The following is an 18,698-nucleotide window of genomic DNA, read 5'->3' as shown; positions in this document are numbered from 1 at the left end:
TCGGTTAGCTAAAATCATTGTTCCCCCGAATGTTACTGTTAAAATGCGCAAAGATTCGCTTTTGGGCTATCAGGAAACAGTATGAAACCAACCACCATCTCCTTATTGCAGAAATGCAAACAGGAAAAAAAACGCTTCGCCACCATCACCGCGTATGACTATAGCTTCGCCAAACTCTTTGCCGAAGAGGGTATCAACGTCATGTTGGTCGGAGATTCGTTAGGGATGACGGTACAAGGACATGATTCCACCCTGCCGGTTACGGTTGAGGATATTGCTTACCATACCCGTGCCGTGCGCCGTGGTGCGCCAGCCTGCCTGCTGCTTTCCGACCTGCCGTTTATGGCCTACGCCACGCCAGAGCAAGCCTTTGAAAATGCAGCAGTCGTGATGCGTGCCGGGGCCAACATGGTCAAAATCGAAGGTGGCGCCTGGCTCGTTGATACGGTGAAAATGCTCACCGAGCGCGCCGTGCCGGTGTGCGGTCATTTAGGCCTGACGCCACAATCCGTGAATATCTTTGGCGGTTATAAAGTGCAGGGCCGTGGCGATGCCGCACAAACGCTGTTCGATGATGCCCTCTCCCTGGAAGCCGCAGGTGCACAACTGCTGGTGCTCGAGTGCGTTCCGGTTGAACTGGCAAAACGCATCACTGACGCGCTGTCGATTCCGGTGATTGGTATTGGCGCAGGTAATGTGACGGATGGCCAGATCCTGGTGATGCACGACGCTTTTGGCATTACCGGCGGACATATCCCGAAATTTGCCAAAAATTTCCTCACGGAAGCGGGCGACATGCGCGCTGCAGTCAGGCAGTATATTGCCGAGGTTGAGTCCGGCGTTTACCCGGGCGAAGAACACAGTTTCCATTAAGGAGTCTCGTTGTGCTAATCATTGAAACCCTGCCGCTGCTGCGCCAGCACATTCGTCGTGCACGTCAGGAAGGTAAACGCATCGCACTGGTCCCGACCATGGGCAACCTGCATGACGGCCATATGAAGCTGGTCGATGAGGCGAGAGCCCGGGCAGACATCGTGGTGGTCAGTATCTTCGTTAACCCAATGCAGTTTGACCGCGCCGACGACCTGGCTCGCTACCCGCGCACCCTGCAGGAAGATTGCGAGAAGCTCAAAAAACGCCATGCGGATATTGTCTTCTCCCCAGCTCCCGCCGATGTCTACCCTCAGGGTACCGACGAAGCAACTTACGTTGACGTTCCGGGCATTTCCACCATGCTGGAAGGCGCGAGCCGTCCGGGTCATTTCCGCGGTGTGTCCACCATCGTCAGCAAACTGTTCAATCTGGTGCAGCCAGACGTTGCTTGCTTCGGCGAGAAGGATTTCCAGCAACTGGCATTGATCCGCAAGATGGTTGCCGATATGGGTTACGATATCGAGATCGTCGGCGTGCCGATTGTGCGTGCCAAAGACGGGCTGGCGCTCAGCTCCCGTAACGGCTATCTGACGGCCGATCAGCGCAAAATCGCGCCGGGCTTAAGCAAGGTCATGAATACCATGGCTGAGCAACTTCTGGCTAAAGAATTAAGTGCAGAAGAGATTATCGCCCTGGCCGAACAAGCGCTGAACGAAAAAGGTTTCCGCGCTGACGACGTTCAAATTCGCGATGCCGATACGCTGCTGGAGCTTGCAGAGACCAGCAAACGTGCGGTGATCCTGGTGGCGGCATGGCTCGGCCAGGCCCGCCTTATTGACAATAAAGTGGTTGAGCTGGCGTAGTTTTCTCTACCCGGACGATTAAAGGTAAACGTAATGATTCGCAAAATGCTGCAAGGTAAGCTTCACCGTGTGAAAGTCACCCAGGCCGACCTGCACTATGAAGGCTCCTGCGCAATCGACCAGGATTTTCTGGACGCGGCTGGCATCCTTGAAAATGAAGCGATTGATATCTGGAACGTGAACAACGGCAAACGCTTCTCTACCTACGCGATTGCCGCCGAGCGCGGCTCAAAAATCATCTCCGTCAACGGCGCGGCAGCACACTGCGCTGACGTGGGTGACATCGTAATCATCGCCAGCTTCGTCATGATGTCCGACGAAGAAGCGCGCCGCTGGCAGCCGAAAGTAGCTTACTTCGAAGGCGACAACGACATGAAACGCACCGCAAAGGCAATTCCTGTTCAGGTTGCCTGATAAAAAGGCCCGAATTATATCGCCAGATAAATAATTCGGGCCGGCAGATATAATTATCACCAAGAAATATTATTCTTCAAAAAGAAATACTCCGCCAGTCCTTCCCATTTTTTTAAGATTTTATTTAATCTTTTCACAATACCACTATTAACCAACTGGTTTATTTGAAAAAACAGAATAGCTAAAGCCCATTTTAAGTAAATTTAAAATTACTTTTTTTAGTGTGCACTCTATTATCCTCCCGCCAAAAACAATGTTTGGCTTTTTAATCTTTTACATGGATATTGTTATGTCACTGAAAAAAATTAGCATGGCAGCTGCTACCGTAGTTCTGGCGCTGGGTTCCTCTTCATCTTTCGCTGCTACCGATCTTGGCCTGATCACATTTGACGGCGCAGTTACCGATACCACCTGTACTATTACCACCAACAATGGTGAAGGTACTAACAACATCACTATCGCACTGCCAGTCGTTAAAAAATCCGACGTTGAAAGCACCACTATCGATAAAGGTGTTGGCGCGAAAAACTTCGAACTGCTGCTGACAAACTGCCCAGGAACTGTATCTAAGGCTTCCGCAAACTTCATGTCTAAAAACATGGGTTCCGTGGCTAATGGTACCGTTGATCCAGACTCTAACGTTGCAGGTGCAGCAACCAACGTAAGCCTGGCGATGTATAACAACTCCACCAGCAATACCGATCGTATTATGGTTGGCCAGCCTGCTAATAACACACAGGTTGCACCAGTGACCAATGGCTCCGGCAAACTGTACTACCGTGTGGCTTACGTTCCAGGTTCTGCATGGGTGAAAGACACTAACCCAGTCACTGCGGGTAAAGTCTCTGCTAACGCTTACTTCACCATGAGCTACGAATAATCGTCGATTATTTATTTAATAATGCGCCCGCTTAGCCGTGGGCGCTTGTTTATCTCAATTATCCTGGAGTGGATATGCGACAGCTTAATGCAAAAATGATCAAAGGAATGAAAGCACTCTCTTTTGTGCTGACCAGCATAATGGCATGTCATGCCCACGCTGATATTGTTATCTCCGGAACCCGTATTATTTATCCTGAAAAAGCAAAAGATGTTGTGGTGAATCTGGAAAACAGAGGCTCACACCCTTTACTCGTTCAGTCATGGCTGGATGATGGCCGCGACACGACCGACCCTCAGGAGCTTAAATTACCGTTTGTCATTACACCGCCGGTAACTCGCGTAGAAGCGCAAAAAGGCCAGTCTATCCGTATTACCTCACTCGGCCAGTCATTACCCAAAGACCGTGAATCACTGTTCTGGTTTAACGTGCTGGAAGTACCGCCCAAAGCCAAAAACAGTGGCGATCAGAATATGCTGCAACTGGCTTTCCGCACGCGTATCAAACTCTTTTTCCGCCCAACAGGACTCAAAGGTTCACCCGATGAATCTGCAAAGCACCTGATCTGGTCGCAGAAAAAAGTTGCTAACGATGTTGTGCTGGTTGCGAAGAATGATTCTGCATACAACGTTTCCATTGCCTCTGCTTCTCTGACCGTTAATGGCAAAAAATATGAAGTGGAGAGTAGTTCTGTGAAACCGTTCTCCAGCGAAACAATGAAAGTGAAAGGGCTGACTGGCATTAGCAACGGCAAAGTTAATTATGCATCTATTAATGACTTTGGTGGAATGCAAGAACAAGAAGCAGCGCTTAACTAATAATAATCATATTAAATGGCTATGCCGAATACGTTATCGGCAACACACGGATCGGGATAATAATGTTTTTTCGACGTTCATTTCTGTGCCTTTCTATTAGTGCGGCAATACCTCTGAATGCTATCGCGGATGATATTCAATCCACTGTCAATTCCGCTGCGGATGATGTCGAGTTTAACGACCAGTTTTTATTTAACACGGGCAATAAAATCGACGTGGGTCGTTTTTCGCAAGGTAACCCTATTTTACCGGGGAAATACCAGACCAAAATAAATGTTAATGGCCAAGCAAAAATAACTACCGAAGTCGAGTTTAAAGATAACGGCACACCGCGTGCTACGCCGTGTATGACATTAACAACGCTGAGACAAGTCGGTATTAATACTGAATCGCTCGAAAAAACAGATTCTAGCGATGCGGCAACGTGTATTGATATCACGAAAGCGTTCCCTGGTGCGACGGTCAACTTTAATACTTCAACACAAGAACTGGATCTAACTGTTCCTCAGCTGTATGTGCTTAAACTTCCTCGGGGATATGTCGACCCTTCACTCTGGGAAGAAGGTATTCCTGTCGCAATGGCGTCCTACGACCTCAACGCCTGGCACAGTGAAGGTACGGGCAGCAACAGTGACAGCGCCTATGCAGGCTTACGTTACGGTGCCAATTTAGGCCCGTGGCGTTTCCGTTCGCGCGGGAGTCTGAACTGGAATGAAAAAAACGGCAGCGATTACTCAAACCAGGATATTTATCTGCAGAGAGATATCACGCCGCTTAAAGCTCAGATGTTGATTGGCGACTCTTATACGCGTGGTGACGCATTTGACTCGATCGGCCTGCGCGGTTTACGTCTTTATAATGACGATCGCATGCTGCCGAACGGGCTTTCCAGCTATGCACCTGTCATCCGTGGTGTTGCTAACAGCAACGCCCGTGTCTCTGTCACGCAAAGCGGGAACAAGATTTATGAAACAACCGTGCCACCGGGTGCATTTGAGATTTCCGATCTCAGCACCACGGGCTACGGTAACGACCTGCTGGTGACTATCGAGGAAGCCGATGGCAGCAAGCGCTCTTTCTCGGTCCCGTATTCATCCGTGACTCAAATGTTACGTCCCGGCTTCGCACGTTGGGATGTTGGTGCCGGCGAGTTGCATGACGATTCATTGCATGACTCACCAAAAGTGGCTTATGCCACCCTCTATTACGGGCTGAACAATACCTTCACCGGGTATACCGGCCTGCAATATATGGACACCGGTTTTTACGCAGGCCTCGCAGGTCTTGCCATGAACACTGAGATCGGTGCATTTGCACTGGATGTTACCCACTCCAGCGCAGATATCGACGGGCTTCGTACGCTGACAGGCCAGAGTTATCGACTCTCCTTCAGTAAGATGCTCTCGGCAACGGATACGTCATTAAACGTGGCAGCCTACCGCTTCTCCACGGAAGACTACCTCAGCTTGCACGATGCGGCCTCACTGGCCGATCGCGTGAAGTATCGCGATCAGGAACTGAAACCCGGCAGTAATAGCGAGGATGTGTATAGCACCTTCCAGCGTATGAAAAACCAAATTCAGGTCAACATTAGCCAGCCACTACGCACTGGCAAAGTGGATTATGGTTCGATGTACGTCAACGGTAGCTGGCAGGATTACTGGGATGGCAGCCGTTCAAGCTCTAACTATACCGTGGGTTATAGCAACGCCTTTACCTATGGCAGTTACAGCGTCTCCTTGCAGCGTACTTATGATGAATTTGGTGAACAGGAAGACAGCGTTTACCTCAACGTCAGCCTGCCATTCGATGCGCTGTTTGGTACGGGTAATCACCCTGCTGGTTTCAACAGCGTTAACGTGGGTCTGAACTCTGATTTCAACGGAAGCACGAGCCTCAATACCACTGCGAGCGGCAATACCGAGGACAACCGTTTCAACTACAGCGTGACGACCAGTAATAACCGAACGGATGATAATACGCTCAATCAGATCAGCGGCTATGGCAGTTATAACAGCCCATACGGCCCGCTGAGTATGTCGGCCTCTGCTAACGATGACAATCAGCAACAATATTCTGCCAGTTATAGCGGCGGGATGCTGCTGCATTCCGGCGGGATCACGCTGGCACCAGGCAGCATCAGTGATACCGACTCGCTGGCACTGATTAAAGCCAGTGGAGCAAAAGGGGCACGTCTGAATAACGGTGACGGTGAAATCGGCAATTCCGGCTACGCCATCATGCCTTATCTTTCCGCCTACCGCGAAAACCGTATCGGCCTCGACACCAGCACCATGAGTGCCGACGTTGAAGTGAAAAATACCAGTACGGTTGCTGTACCGCGTAGCGGTGCGGTAGTGCTGGTGAATTTCGAAACCAACGAAGGTCGTTCGGCAGTACTTGAACTCCAGCGTTCTGACAAAGGCTTTATTCCTCTCGGTGCCGACGTGCTGAACGAAAAGGGCGAGATCGTTGGCAGTGTGGGTCAGGCCGGGCAAGCCTATGTTCGCGGTATTGAAGATAAAGGCACGCTCAGGGTTGTCTGGGGTAACGGGCAACAAAGCACCTGTCACGTTCAATATCAGATTCAACCCAATGCACAGAAGGCGGGTTTGACCACTCTTCTAACCCATCAACTGTGCCGGATGTAATTCATTTATAACAGGGAGTTTTTACTCATGAAGTTCACTTTGAATCATTTTGTTCGCTGCATGTATGCAGCAACGCTCTTGTCCGTTACCTGTGGCTATGCCCAGGCTGCGGATAATCTCGACGTTACCTTCACGGCCAACATCCGGGAAACCACCTGTGATATGGCCATCAGTGGCGGAACAGGTGATGGTAAAAACAACACCATTACGCTTGGAACTAGCGGGAAAACCCGTATTGACACGATTTCAGCAGGTACAGCAACAACCGATTTCAAACTAGTGCTGACAGAGTGTCCATCCAGCCTCACGTCACTGAAAACAACCGTAAGCGGTTCAGTGTCAAATCTAATGAAGACAGCCATTGCTAACGGCGTTACCGCGGCTTCTGGCGGCGCCAGCTATGTTGGGGTGTCAATCGCACGTAGTTCATTGCCAACAGCGCCTTTCGAGATCAACTCGACAGATGACAGTAAACGTATCGTCTGGTCCCAGGGTGAAATCTCGACACAAGAAGTACCTTTAACCGCCAAACTGGTAGAAACCCAGGCAGGCAGTGCAACGACAGGTACGTTTAGCGCCGTCGCCACTTTTAACTTCTATTACGAATAACCAGACAGAAAACGGAGAAACTATAATGGAATTTAAACCTACGATCTTTGCCCTCTCTGTTCTGGGATTAGTATCCGCAACCGCGTCTGCAACCATTACCGGGACGAGCAGTGTTTCAGCAACTTTCAACACCACCATTGAAGCGGGGACCTGTAGCGCTCAAGTGCAGAATGCCTCTGGCGCACCAACATCCCAGATCAATTTCGGTGATGTCTTCAAATCCGATCTGGCCAATAAAACCCGTGAAGAGGCATTCAAAATTGCCTTCACCGGTTGTGCTGGTGTGTCATCAGCAGCCATCAGAGCAACCACTGGCGCAGGTGGCAGTTGTTCCTCCGCCTCCAGTCTGAATTTTGGTGCAAATAACAATACGGCATTTGAATTGTGGAATGGGGATTCAGCGACAGGTACCCAACTGAGCTGTAAATCACCACAAACCGAAACCGTGACTATTTCGTCAGGTACAGCAACGTATAATTTGAGTTCACGCGTTGTGGTTGCTGACGGTAAGACCGTTGCTGATGTCACTACAGGGTCGGTTACTTCACCTGTTACGTTTCTGGTTACCTATCAATAAGTCATAAAGAACAGGCGGTAGCTTGACGATGCGAAATACACCGTTATTTATAAAAAAATACAGGCTGCTGCTGGCCGTTATTTCAGGTTTGCTGATCCCAGCCTCATCCCATGCGGATGGGGCATGGATGGACGTTAATATCAGGGCCAATATTGTTGCCAATACCTGTAAAATTAACGTCTCGAACGGCGGCCAGGTTCAGTTGCCGGTGGTTGCCCGCAGCTGGTTTTTCAATACCGATGGCAGTAATAAATACAATGCAGCCCAGGATGCAGGCGGAACGCGGTTTTCTGTACAAGTGACTGATTGTGATGATATAGCTAGTGGTGCGGCAAGCAAATTACATTTTAGCTTTACACCACAATCGGGATCTCTGGCAGTGGGCAATAAGCAGGTATTTGCTAACGATAAAGAGCTGGAAGGTGACGGTGCCAAAAATGTCGGTCTTGTCATTTTTTCAGACACCTTTCATCAGAACGTTTTAAAACCAGATGGCAGTTCTGATGTGATTTACGATGTCACCTCGCAGCAAAAAAACTTTGCTTATCTGACGGATTACGATTTCTATGCTCGTTATCAGAACACGGGGCCAATTACCGCGGGAAGAATTACCAGCAATGTTCTGGTTAACGTCATGTATGAATAAATTACAAGGAAATGTAATGAAGAAAATAATATTCTCGCTAGTAGGGTTACTATCGCTGATTATAATAAAGCCAGCTCTGGCGGATCAGAGCTGTTATATCAACTCCGGTTCTGCCGGTATTTATACCGTTCCAAACGATACTGCTAATCCGGATCTGCATATGGGGATCATTGATGGTTATATTGACTTTGTAGAAGAGGCAGATGGTGGAACGTACGATTATAATATTATTTTTCGCGGTAGTAATCCTATTGGATGTAAAAGTGCATCCCCCTGGGATAACTCCGTTCATGTGATCACTGACAGCAGTCTGCTTGATACAAAATATACAGGACCTGGTGGCCAGGCACTTTTTAAAACAAGCGTACCAGGGATTGTCTATAGCGCGACATTATGGTGCAGCACGGCGGATAACTGTGGTTCGAACCACGATACCCTGCAGCTAGAATACCCTGCCGGAGGGGGTAACGAAAATATATTCCCTTCCCAGGGGGGGTTTACCTGGGAAGGAGCGGATTCTAACTGGTTATTACTTATAACTTATTTCAGGACCCCTGATTTTAAACCTGAAAAAGGCATTTCAACGGGCCACTCTTTAGCCGGAACCATTGGTCAGTTCAGGATTGGACCTTCAGGACAACCTGTCATTACTTTTGCGATGACGGACAGCACGCTGAACTTTCGCATTCCCGACTTGACCTGCTCAATACAGTTGCAGAATGGTTCGAACATCGTCAACCTGGGCGACTATTTTGTCAGTGATATTAAGAAAAACAGTACACAAGCAGTGCCTTTTAGCTTTAGTACGCAGAGTTGTTACGCGTCAAGGCTGACGGTCAAAATGGTCAGCGGATATCCGTCTTCGGTTACGGGTCTACTCGCTAAAAGTGCCGGGAGTGCATCAGGCGTCGCCGTGAAGATCATGAATACCGATCATAACGTTCAGATGATGCCTGATGGTTCAGTCAGCGTTAGCGATATTCGTGATCAATGGGGGGCTAACACCAACTACAACTATTCGGCACAAGTAGTACCGGATGGTAGTGCGGTAAACTCGGGCGATTTCCAGACGGCGGCCACCTTCAGTATTACTTACGAATAAGTGCATTATCCCTGCGGCTGATTACTGATCAGCCGCGACATCGTCTCCAGCGAATCCGTTCTTAAGATGTACAGGCGTTTCAGTAAGAACGGATTATCTCCCGGTTTCACCTTTCCCCTTACCGTCGTCACCGCCAGGTGGAACCCGGCATCGTTCGCCGCTTTTATCGCTTTCTCGTCGTATCCCCCAAACGGATATGAGAGATACAGCACATGCGGATTAAACTGCGCCAGATCCCGTCGTGAGCGCTTAAAATCAAACAAAATATTGTGGTAGCTGCGGCTCAGTAAAATGGGTTGATGGTTGACGTCAACGCGGTGCAGAAAATGCGTGTGAGACTGATAGTCGAACACGTCATGCATCTGCTCCAGCTCCGACACACTCATAAACTGCAGGGATTTTGGTGCCCATTTTTGCGGATGCCGCTTGATGCGTGACGAAATAATAAACGCCGTCGCCTTAAATCCATACTCTTTCAGAATTGGGTAAGCGTAGCGGTTAACTGACTTCAGTCCGTCATCGAAGGTGATCACTACCGCCTTCGCAGGCAGGTTCATCTTATTGCGCACATACCCTTCCAGCTGGTACATGGTCAGGGTGGTATAACCCTGGTCGCGAAGCCAGGTCATCTGGTTGTTAAAGGCGCGCACGCTGGTGGTTGTGGAGGTATGACGAAAACGAGTGTTCTCTTCATCACGCAAAATATGGTGGTAGGTAATAACAGGAATACCGTTGTCTTCCTGTGCATCCAGGCTGCTGACCCATGCCAGACGGTTGCCGATGCGGATCTGGAACCAGGTCTGGTTCAGACGGTCTTTAAGCTTGTTCAGTATAGGGTAGCGAAGATTGGCGCTTAACGTCCCGAACGGTGCGCTACCGCTGGAGGGCGCGTTATAGATCGGCGTGTCTTTCCAGGTAATGAGGTTCTGATTGCTCAGCGGTTTATTCAGATCGCCAAGGCTGTCCTCAACGCGCTGTTTCCCCTGAACCGGCTCAAGGTGCCCTTTGTCGATAAAACCCGTGCCAAAACCGAAGCGAAATTCATAGTAATCCGCCGCCGCAGGCACGACGGCCAGGATTTGCCCCGCGCGTACATTGCCAACATTAATGACGCTGTTCCCCACCTGCGCCCAGATCGCCGCATCTTCGGTGGTTTGCATATATTGAGCAGGCAGGCTTTGCTGACTGAGTAAACTGGCAGAAGAAATGCCAGACACGAACATCAATAACAGGAAAACAATACGCGTGAACATGAGGGTCTTATTCGAAGCGGAAATACTTATGCCATTGTAGCAAAAGCGACATCAATACCAACGTTTAATTCTTATACAGGTCATGAAGCAGGACGAAAGGTGGATTTTTTTGCTGCTGATGCCACAAGCTGCTGACTTCCGGCGCGCCCTGCACAACAATAGCGTCACGGAATCCGGCACTGGTTAACGTTTCACGCTGCGGATACATCATTTTCAGTAATGGAAGGCTGATGCCCGAGATCACCTCACAGCAATCATGCTTATGGCTCAGCAATGCGGCTGCGCGGTAAGGCGCCGCGCCCGATTTATCGGTCAAAAAAATCACGCCATCGCCGGTGTCGGTTTCATGCAGAGCGTCGCACATCATGCGGCTAAGCATGTTGGTGCTCAACCCACGCCAGTAATTTACCGCCCGGCATTGCACCAGTGGGCCAAATCTGGCTTCAAGCTTATCCAGCATATTCTGCGCCTGCTCATCATGGCAGGTAATCACCCATCCCAGCATAAACCTCTCCTTAGCAGGCAAGTAGTTTAGCGGAGTGAAGGTTCGCTTTCGGTGATAACTGTCAAAGAAAAATACCCGGCAACCAGAATGTCGCCGGGCAGAAGGTTAGCTGCGCAGACCGCGCCCGCGCTGGATCAGATACCAGCACAGCAGATAGAAGAAGAGGATAAACACCACCAGCACCGCCACCGTGGTAAACAGCGGCACATCGGTAATGCCAAGGAAACCAAAGCGGAAGCCGCTGATCATGTACACAATCGGGTTCAGGTGCGACAGTGCCTGCCAGAACGGAGGCAGCAGCGTCAGGGAGTAGAACACCCCACCCAGATAAGTCAGTGGCGTCAGCACAAAGGTCGGGATCAGGCTGATGTCGTCGAACGTTTTGGCGAACACAGCGTTCAGCAGGCCAGCCAACGAGAAGAGGATTGCCGTCAGCAATAACGTCAGCGCGACAAACAGCCATGAATGCACCTGGAACGGCACAAAGAACAGCGAGATCGCCGTGACCAGAATCCCCACGCAGAGGCCACGCGCCACGCCGCCACCGACATAACCGGCGATAATGACGTGCGTTGGCACAGGCGCGACCAGCAGCTCTTCAATATTACGCTGGAACTTGGCGCTAAAGAATGACGACGCCACGTTGGCATAGGCGTTGGTGATCACCGCCATCATGATCAGACCCGGCACGATAAACTGCATATAGGTAAAACCGTGCATCTCACCAATCCGGGAGCCAATCAGGTTGCCGAAGATGATGAAATAGAGCGTCATGGTGATCACCGGCGGCACCAGGGTTTGCACCCAGATGCGCATAAAGCGGTTAATCTCTTTCGCCCAGATACTTTTCAGCGCGACCCAGTAAAGATGCGTCATGCCTTGTCTCCTTGTTTATCCTGCACCAGAGAGACAAACAGCTCTTCCAGTCGGTTCGCTTTGTTACGCATGCTTAAGACCTGAACACCCTGCGCGCTTAGCTGAGAGAACACACTGTTAATCCCCTGCTCACGCAGCACTTCCACTTCCAGCGTCGAGGTATCCACCAGACGATACTGATACCCTTCCAGTTTTGGCAGCGGGCTTTTCGCCGCCAGGTCGAGGATAAAGGTTTCTGATTTCAGCTTAGAGAGCAGATCTTTCATCGAGGTGTTTTCCACCAGTTCACCATTCTGAATGATACCGATATTGCGGCAGAGCATTTCGGCCTCTTCGAGGTAATGGGTTGTCAGAATAATGGTGGTGCCTTTGTCGTTAAGATCTTTCAGGAACCCCCACATGGAACGGCGAAGTTCGATGTCCACACCGGCAGTGGGTTCGTCGAGGATCAGCAGTTTTGGTTCATGCATCAGCGCACGGGCAATCATCAAACGGCGCTTCATCCCACCGGATAACATCCGCGCACGTTCGTTACGTTTTTCCCACAGATCGAGCTGTTTGAGATACTTTTCGCTACGCTCAAGCGCCTCTTTACGCTCAACGCCGTAATAACCGGCCTGGTTAACAACAATTTGTTGCACCGTCTCAAACGGGTTGAAGTTGAACTCCTGCGGTACTAACCCCAGTTGGCGCTTGGCGTTCACCACATCTTTTTGCAGGTCGTAACCAAAGACACTGACCCGGCCAGAGGTTTTATTGACCAGCGAACTGATAATACCGATCGTGGTGGATTTCCCCGCACCATTCGGCCCCAGAAGCGCATAGAAATCACCTGCTTCTACTTTTAGATCTATCCCGCGTAGCGCCTGAACGCCACCCGGATAGGTTTTTTTAAGCTGCTCAAGCTCCAGTGCAATAGCCATGAATTTAACTTACCTTCAGTTCTTACACACGTTGTGTGGTTTCATTAAAAGTCGGGTTACCCTATAGTAGCGCAACGCAATTACTTGGTTACAGGTCGCTAACCTCCATGAACAACATTGATACACTCATTAGCAACAATGCACTATGGTCAAAAATGCTGGTGGAGGAAGACCCCGGATTTTTTGGAAAACTGGCGCAAGCCCAGAACCCACGCTTTCTGTGGATTGGGTGTTCCGACAGCCGCGTCCCGGCCGAACGCCTGACCGGCCTCGAGCCCGGCGAACTGTTTGTTCACCGTAATGTCGCCAACCTGGTGATCCATACCGACCTCAATTGCCTTTCTGTGGTTCAGTATGCCGTTGACGTTCTGGAAGTCGAGCACATCATTATTTGCGGTCACTATGGCTGCGGCGGCGTGCAGGCGGCGGTTGAAAACACGGAACTGGGGCTCATTGATAACTGGCTGCTGCACATCCGCGATATCTGGTTCAAACATAGCTCACTGCTCGGCGAAATGCCGCAGGAGCGTCGCATGGACACCCTTTGCGAACTCAACGTGATGGAGCAGGTCTATAACCTGGGCCACTCAACGATTATGCAATCGGCGTGGAAACGCGGGCAGAAGGTCTCTGTCCACGGCTGGGCGTACGGTATTCACGATGGCCTGCTGCGCAATCTGGAAGTGACTGCAACAAACCGCGAAACGCTGGAACAGCGTTACCGTTCGGGAATTGCGAACCTTCAGCTTAAGCACGTAAACCATAAATAAAGCCGGGAATTTTCTCCCTCTCCCTGTGGGAGAGGGCCGGGGTGAGGGCATCAGCCTGCAATTACTCGTCCAGCAATACCACTTTCCCAACATACGGCAGATGACGATAGCGCTGCGCGTAGTCAATGCCGTAACCGACGACGAATTCATCAGGAATAGAGAAACCGACGAACTCCACTGGCACCTGCACTTCACGGCGGTCAGGTTTATCCAGCAGCGTGCAAATCGCCAGTGATTTTGGTTCACGCAGGCTCAGGATCTCGCGCACTTTAGACAGCGTGTTGCCGGAGTCGATGATGTCCTCAACGATCAACACATCTTTGCCACGAATATCTTCATCCAGATCTTTCAGGATTTTCACATCACGGGTTGTGGACATGCCGCTGCCGTAGCTGGAGGCGGTCATAAAATCGACCTCATGTGGCACATGCACTTCACGGCACAGGTCTGCCATGAACATGAAAGAGCCACGCAACAGACCGACCAGCACCATTTCGCTGCCGCTGTCCTTGTAATGTTCGGTGATTTGACGACCCAGTTCGGCGATACGCGCTTTGATCTCGGCTTCCGGGATCATCACTTCAACAGTATGTTTCATATTACTAACCATATGATTTTAATGAAAATCTCTCAATGCGGATGAATTAATCTCCGGCATCGATACGCAAGCCAGCCATTATATCAGCAAATGGATAACCCTGGCGTATGAGTTGTAAAAAGCAAATATTGTGATTCCGATCACATTTGTTAATGCCTATAATTAATTGCTAGCAAATAATTAACAAAACTGACGAGTACTTTTCTATGGCTGAAACAAAAACTCAACAGCCGCGTCTACTGGTGACACTAACAGCGCTATTCGCCGCCTTCTGCGGCCTGTACCTGTTAATCGGTGGCGCCTGGCTGGTCGCGATTGGCGGTTCCTGGTACTACCCGATTGCGGGCCTGGTTATGCTTGGCGTAACTGTCCTGCTCTGGCGTAGAAAACAATCCGCACTGTGGCTGTATGCTGCATTACTCCTCGCCACCATGATCTGGGGCGTCTGGGAAGTCGGCTTCGACTTCTGGGCACTGACGCCGCGCAGTGACATTCTGGTCTTCTTTGGTATCTGGTTGATTCTGCCGTTTGTCTGGCGTCGCCTGATTGTACCTTCCAGTGGTGCCGTTGCAGCACTGGTGGTAGCCCTGTTAATCAGCGGTGGCATCCTGACCTGGGCTGGTTTTAACGACCCGCAGGAGATCAAAGGCACGCTGAACACGGAATCCACACCTGCGGCGGCTATCTCTCAGGTTGCGGATAGTGACTGGCCGGCCTATGGCCGTAACCAGGAAGGTCAACGCTACTCCCCGCTGAAGCAGATCAACGCGGATAACGTTAAAAACCTGAAAGAAGCCTGGGTATTCCGTACTGGTGATCTAAAGATGCCGAACGATCCAGGTGAACTGACCAACGAAGTAACGCCAATTAAAGTGGGCGATATGCTTTATCTGTGTACGGCGCACCAGCGTCTGTTCGCGCTTGATGCGGCCACGGGTAAAGAGAAATGGCACTTCGATCCACAACTCAATTCCAACCCGTCGTTCCAGCATGTCACCTGCCGTGGCGTCTCTTACCACGAAGCACGTGCCGATAATGCCAGCCCGGAAGTCATTGCCGACTGCCCTCGTCGCATTATGCTGCCGGTGAACGATGGTCGTCTGTTCGCCATCAACGCCGAAACGGGCAAGCTGTGCGAAACCTTTGCCAACAAAGGTATTCTGAACCTGCAGACCAACATGCCGGATACCACGCCGGGTCTGTATGAGCCAACCTCTCCACCGATCATCACCGATAAAACTATCGTGATTGCCGGTTCGGTAACGGATAACTTCTCCACGCGTGAAACCTCCGGCGTCATCCGTGGTTTCGACGTGAACACCGGTAAACTGCTGTGGGCCTTCGACCCGGGCGCGAAAGATCCCAATGCGATCCCGTCAGATGAACACACCTTTACCTTTAACTCGCCAAACTCCTGGGCACCAGCGGCGTATGACGCGAAGCTGGACCTGGTCTACCTGCCAATGGGTGTGACCACGCCGGATATCTGGGGCGGTAACCGTACGCCGGAGCAGGAACGTTACGCGAGCGCTATCGTGGCGCTGAATGCGACCACCGGTAAACTGGCATGGAGCTACCAGACCGTTCATCACGATCTGTGGGATATGGACATGCCATCCCAGCCGACGTTGGCGGACATTACCGTTAACGGCAAAACCGTTCCGGTGATTTACGCCCCGGCAAAAACCGGGAACATCTTCGTACTGGATCGCAGCAACGGTAAACTGGTTGTGCCTGCGCCGGAAAAACCGGTTCCACAGGGCGCAGCAAAAGGCGATTACGTCAGCAAGACGCAGCCATTCTCTGACCTGAGCTTCCGTCCGAAGAAAGATCTGAGCGGTGCAGACATGTGGGGTGCCACCATGTTTGACCAACTGGTGTGCCGCGTGATGTTCCACCAGTTGCGCTACGAAGGTATCTTCACCCCGCCTTCTGAGCAGGGCACGCTGGTCTTCCCGGGTAACCTGGGGATGTTCGAATGGGGCGGGATCTCCGTTGATCCGAACCGTCAGGTGGCCATTGCCAACCCGATGGCGCTGCCGTTCGTTTCCCGTCTGATCCCACGTGGCCCAGGTAACCCAATGGAGCCACCGAAAGACGCGAAAGGCACAGGGACCGAATCCGGCATTCAGCCGCAGTATGGCGTGCCGTTTGGCGTGACGCTGAACCCGTTCCTGTCTCCGTTTGGTCTGCCGTGTAAACAGCCTGCCTGGGGTTATATCTCCGGTCTGGACCTGAAAACTAACCAGATTGTGTGGAAAAAACGTATTGGTACGCCACAGGACAGCATGCCGTTCCCGATGCCAGTTCCGGTGCCGTTCAATATGGGTATGCCGATGCTGGGTGGCCCAATCTCCACCGCCGGTAACGTCCTGTTCATCGCGGCGACCGCAGATAACTACCTGCGCGCGTACAACATGACCAACGGTGAGAAACTGTGGCAAGGCCGTCTGCCAGCCGGTGGGCAGGCAACGCCGATGACCTATGAAGTGAATGGCAAGCAGTACGTTGTCATCTCTGCGGGTGGTCACGGTTCGTTTGGCACGAAGATGGGCGACTATATTGTCGCGTATGCACTACCGGACGACAGTAAGTAACTGAAAAGCCCGGTGGCGGCTACGCCTTACCCGGCCTACGGTAATATGCAAAACGGCAACTTCGGTTGCCGTTTTTGTGTTTATTCCCTCTCCCTGTGGGAGAGGGTCAGGGTGAGGGCATCAGGCCGCACTAATCTAAACGGTGAACCCCAACATCATCCCCGTATCTTCATGCTCCAGCAGATGACAGTGCGCCATATAGGCAAACTCTTTCGGCGCGGCATGGTCAAATTTCACCAGCACCTCGCTGACCCCTCCTTCAACCCTGACGGTATCTTTCCAGCCCGCGCGGTGCGCATCCGGCGCTTTACCGTTCTCTGAAAGAATGCGGAACTGGGTGCCATGAATATGGAACGGATGCAGCATCATGTCGCCTTCGCCAGAAATCACCCAACGCTCAAACTGCCCTTTTGTGGCAGCAAACATTGGCGTGTTCATGTCGAACGCCTGGCCGTTGATCATGTTGGCGTTGTGGAAGTCAAAACCATGGTCAGCATGATTCATGTTCCCCATGCCGCCCATTTTGCCGTGGTCCATATTCATATGCCCCATCATCTGCCCGTGGCGCATCCCCGCCATCGCCTGATCGCCATATTTCGCCATCAGCGCCTGCATACCCATCATATCGAGCATCGGGTTCATGGAAAGTTGCAGCTTACGTTGGGTTAAACCTTCAAGGGAAGGTAACGCCGGGAGCGACGTCAGCGTATCCTGCAGCGTGCCCGACGCAGTAATCTGCAGTGGCTGGATCCGCAGCACCGGGTGCGGCTTGTCAAAGGGCGCAACGGCCATGCCCATCTGGCTGACCGGGAGCGTCACCAGGTCAAACGGTTTACCGTCGCTGATATCCACCAGCACCTCAAAGCGCTCACCCATTAGCATAGGGAGTTCATTAACTTTGACCGGCTCAGGCAGCAGTCCACCGTCGCTTGCCACCACGTAAAGAGGACGTTTATCGCTGGTGGCGAAATTCAGCGAGCGCGCATTACATCCGTTGAGCAGACGTAACCGCAGCCAGCCTTTTGGCGCGGCGTGCTGGGGGTAGATCGCGCCATTGGTGAGCAGCGTGTCGCCGAACCAGCCTACCGCCGCGGTCATCACATCCAACTGATAATCAATCTGACCGTCTGCGGTGAATTTTTTGTCCTGCACAATCACCGGCACATCGTCGATTCCCCACTGTTTGGGCAGACGTAGCAAGCGGCTTTCGTCATCTTCAATCAGCACCAGGCCTGCCAGCCCCATTGCCACCTGATGGCCCGTTTTGCCGTGCTGATGCGGATGGAACCAGCAGGTCGCCGCCCGCTGATCGGGAGTAAAGGTTACGGTGCGCTTCCCGCCCGCTTTAATAATCCCTTGCGGACCTCCATCGACTTCGCCCGGCACTTCCAGCCCGTGCCAGTGCAGCGTCGTCTCTTCTGCCAGCGTGTTGTGAATATCAACGGTGACGGCTTTCCCTCTGCGCAGCTGAAGCGCCGGACCAAGCAGATTCCCGTTATACCCCCACGTTGTAGCGTTGTGCCCACCGAAGGCCGTTTTACCGGACTGAACAACAAGCTGGATACGACTACGGGCGTCAGCAGTCAGTAAGTCAGGGATGGGTAAGGCAGGTCTGTCAGCCGCGAAAACCGTGCGGCTCCACAGTGGTAATGCGCTGGCAACCCCCAGCGCAACGGAATATTTTAAAAAATCACGACGTTGCATGTTCATTTCCTTATTTCCAGCTGGCGATCTTTTGAGCAT

Annotated in this window: 18 protein-coding genes; 12 read left to right on the top strand and 6 right to left on the bottom strand. The window is 51.4% G+C overall.

The features are described 5' to 3' along the window. The first annotated feature begins 81 nt into the window (after nucleotides 1–81). The 10 genes from panB to WB237_RS15130 all read left to right on the top strand — a co-directional run bounded on the left by panB (nucleotide 82) and on the right by WB237_RS15130 (nucleotide 9,433). Entirely contained in the window at nucleotides 82–873 is a 792-nt protein-coding gene (panB, locus tag WB237_RS15175) for a 3-methyl-2-oxobutanoate hydroxymethyltransferase (RefSeq protein ID WP_336214276.1), read from the top strand. A gap of 11 nt (nucleotides 874–884) precedes the next feature. Next, complete coding sequence (gene panC, locus WB237_RS15170) at nucleotides 885–1,736, top strand: pantoate--beta-alanine ligase (RefSeq protein ID WP_028018323.1); 852 nt, start codon at nucleotides 885–887, stop codon at nucleotides 1,734–1,736. Nucleotides 1,737–1,769: 33 nt separating this feature from the next. Further along, nucleotides 1,770–2,150, top strand: a complete 381-nt coding sequence (panD, locus tag WB237_RS15165; RefSeq protein WP_006810068.1) for an aspartate 1-decarboxylase — start codon at nucleotides 1,770–1,772, stop codon at nucleotides 2,148–2,150. A 289-nt stretch (nucleotides 2,151–2,439) separates the two neighbouring features. Continuing rightward, nucleotides 2,440–3,030 (top strand): fimbrial protein, encoded by a 591-nt coding sequence (locus WB237_RS15160; protein WP_336214271.1) that lies wholly within the window; start codon nucleotides 2,440–2,442, stop codon nucleotides 3,028–3,030. Nucleotides 3,031–3,104: 74 nt separating this feature from the next. Beyond that, complete coding sequence (locus WB237_RS15155) at nucleotides 3,105–3,848, top strand: fimbrial chaperone (RefSeq protein ID WP_442892513.1); 744 nt, start codon at nucleotides 3,105–3,107, stop codon at nucleotides 3,846–3,848. Nucleotides 3,849–3,910: 62 nt separating this feature from the next. Then, a complete protein-coding gene (locus WB237_RS15150; protein ID WP_336214269.1) occupies nucleotides 3,911–6,499 on the top strand; it encodes an outer membrane usher protein in 2,589 nt (862 codons plus the stop codon). 27 nt (nucleotides 6,500–6,526) lie between these two features. After that, a complete protein-coding gene (locus WB237_RS15145) occupies nucleotides 6,527–7,108 on the top strand; it encodes a fimbrial protein (RefSeq protein ID WP_336214267.1) in 582 nt (193 codons plus the stop codon). Nucleotides 7,109–7,133: 25 nt separating this feature from the next. Beyond that, nucleotides 7,134–7,685: a fimbrial protein gene (locus WB237_RS15140; RefSeq protein WP_028018328.1), complete on the top strand. Its 552-nt coding sequence runs from the start codon at nucleotides 7,134–7,136 to the stop codon at nucleotides 7,683–7,685. A 28-nt stretch (nucleotides 7,686–7,713) separates the two neighbouring features. Beyond that, entirely contained in the window at nucleotides 7,714–8,331 is a 618-nt protein-coding gene (locus WB237_RS15135; protein ID WP_336214264.1) for a fimbrial-like protein, read from the top strand. 16 nt (nucleotides 8,332–8,347) lie between these two features. Beyond that, nucleotides 8,348–9,433, top strand: coding sequence for a fimbrial protein (locus tag WB237_RS15130; RefSeq protein WP_336214262.1), 1,086 nt, complete (start codon nucleotides 8,348–8,350; stop codon nucleotides 9,431–9,433). A 5-nt stretch (nucleotides 9,434–9,438) separates the two neighbouring features. Here WB237_RS15130 and WB237_RS15125 read toward each other — a convergent pair whose 3' ends face one another. From WB237_RS15125 to WB237_RS15110, 4 genes are all read right to left on the bottom strand, one after another. Continuing rightward, nucleotides 9,439–10,686: a polysaccharide deacetylase family protein gene (locus WB237_RS15125; protein ID WP_336214260.1), complete on the bottom strand. Its 1,248-nt coding sequence runs from the start codon at nucleotides 10,684–10,686 to the stop codon at nucleotides 9,439–9,441. Between the two features lie 64 nt (nucleotides 10,687–10,750). Beyond that, nucleotides 10,751–11,191 carry a PTS sugar transporter subunit IIA gene (locus WB237_RS15120; RefSeq protein WP_336214258.1) on the bottom strand — a complete coding sequence of 147 codons (441 nt, stop codon included), beginning with the start codon at nucleotides 11,189–11,191 and terminating at the stop codon, nucleotides 10,751–10,753. Nucleotides 11,192–11,296: 105 nt separating this feature from the next. Continuing rightward, complete coding sequence (locus WB237_RS15115) at nucleotides 11,297–12,067, bottom strand: ABC transporter permease (RefSeq protein WP_028016718.1); 771 nt, start codon at nucleotides 12,065–12,067, stop codon at nucleotides 11,297–11,299. Then, nucleotides 12,064–12,990, bottom strand: coding sequence for an ABC transporter ATP-binding protein (locus WB237_RS15110; RefSeq protein ID WP_028016717.1), 927 nt, complete (start codon nucleotides 12,988–12,990; stop codon nucleotides 12,064–12,066). Before WB237_RS15110 ends, WB237_RS15115 begins: the two co-directional genes overlap by 4 nt. A gap of 107 nt (nucleotides 12,991–13,097) precedes the next feature. Between WB237_RS15110 and can the strand changes: the two genes are divergently transcribed. Beyond that, on the top strand, nucleotides 13,098–13,760 hold the full coding sequence (gene can / locus WB237_RS15105; RefSeq protein ID WP_028016716.1) for a carbonate dehydratase: 663 nt from the start codon (nucleotides 13,098–13,100) through the stop codon (nucleotides 13,758–13,760). 61 nt (nucleotides 13,761–13,821) lie between these two features. Here can and hpt read toward each other — a convergent pair whose 3' ends face one another. Next, nucleotides 13,822–14,358, bottom strand: a complete 537-nt coding sequence (hpt, locus tag WB237_RS15100; protein WP_008501948.1) for a hypoxanthine phosphoribosyltransferase — start codon at nucleotides 14,356–14,358, stop codon at nucleotides 13,822–13,824. A gap of 206 nt (nucleotides 14,359–14,564) precedes the next feature. On the opposite strand from hpt, the gene WB237_RS15095 reads away from it, so the two are divergent. Then, nucleotides 14,565–16,955: a glucose/quinate/shikimate family membrane-bound PQQ-dependent dehydrogenase gene (locus WB237_RS15095; protein ID WP_336214252.1), complete on the top strand. Its 2,391-nt coding sequence runs from the start codon at nucleotides 14,565–14,567 to the stop codon at nucleotides 16,953–16,955. 135 nt (nucleotides 16,956–17,090) lie between these two features. Here the strand turns inward: WB237_RS15095 and cueO are convergent, their stop codons facing one another. Further along, nucleotides 17,091–18,659, bottom strand: a complete 1,569-nt coding sequence (gene cueO, locus WB237_RS15090; RefSeq protein WP_336214250.1) for a multicopper oxidase CueO — start codon at nucleotides 18,657–18,659, stop codon at nucleotides 17,091–17,093. Nucleotides 18,660–18,698: the final 39 nt, after the last annotated feature.

This window comes from Enterobacter sp. P82 (assembly GCF_037053385.1).
Lineage (GTDB): Bacteria > Pseudomonadota > Gammaproteobacteria > Enterobacterales > Enterobacteriaceae > Enterobacter.
This window is presented reverse-complemented; position numbering and strand designations above follow the sequence as displayed.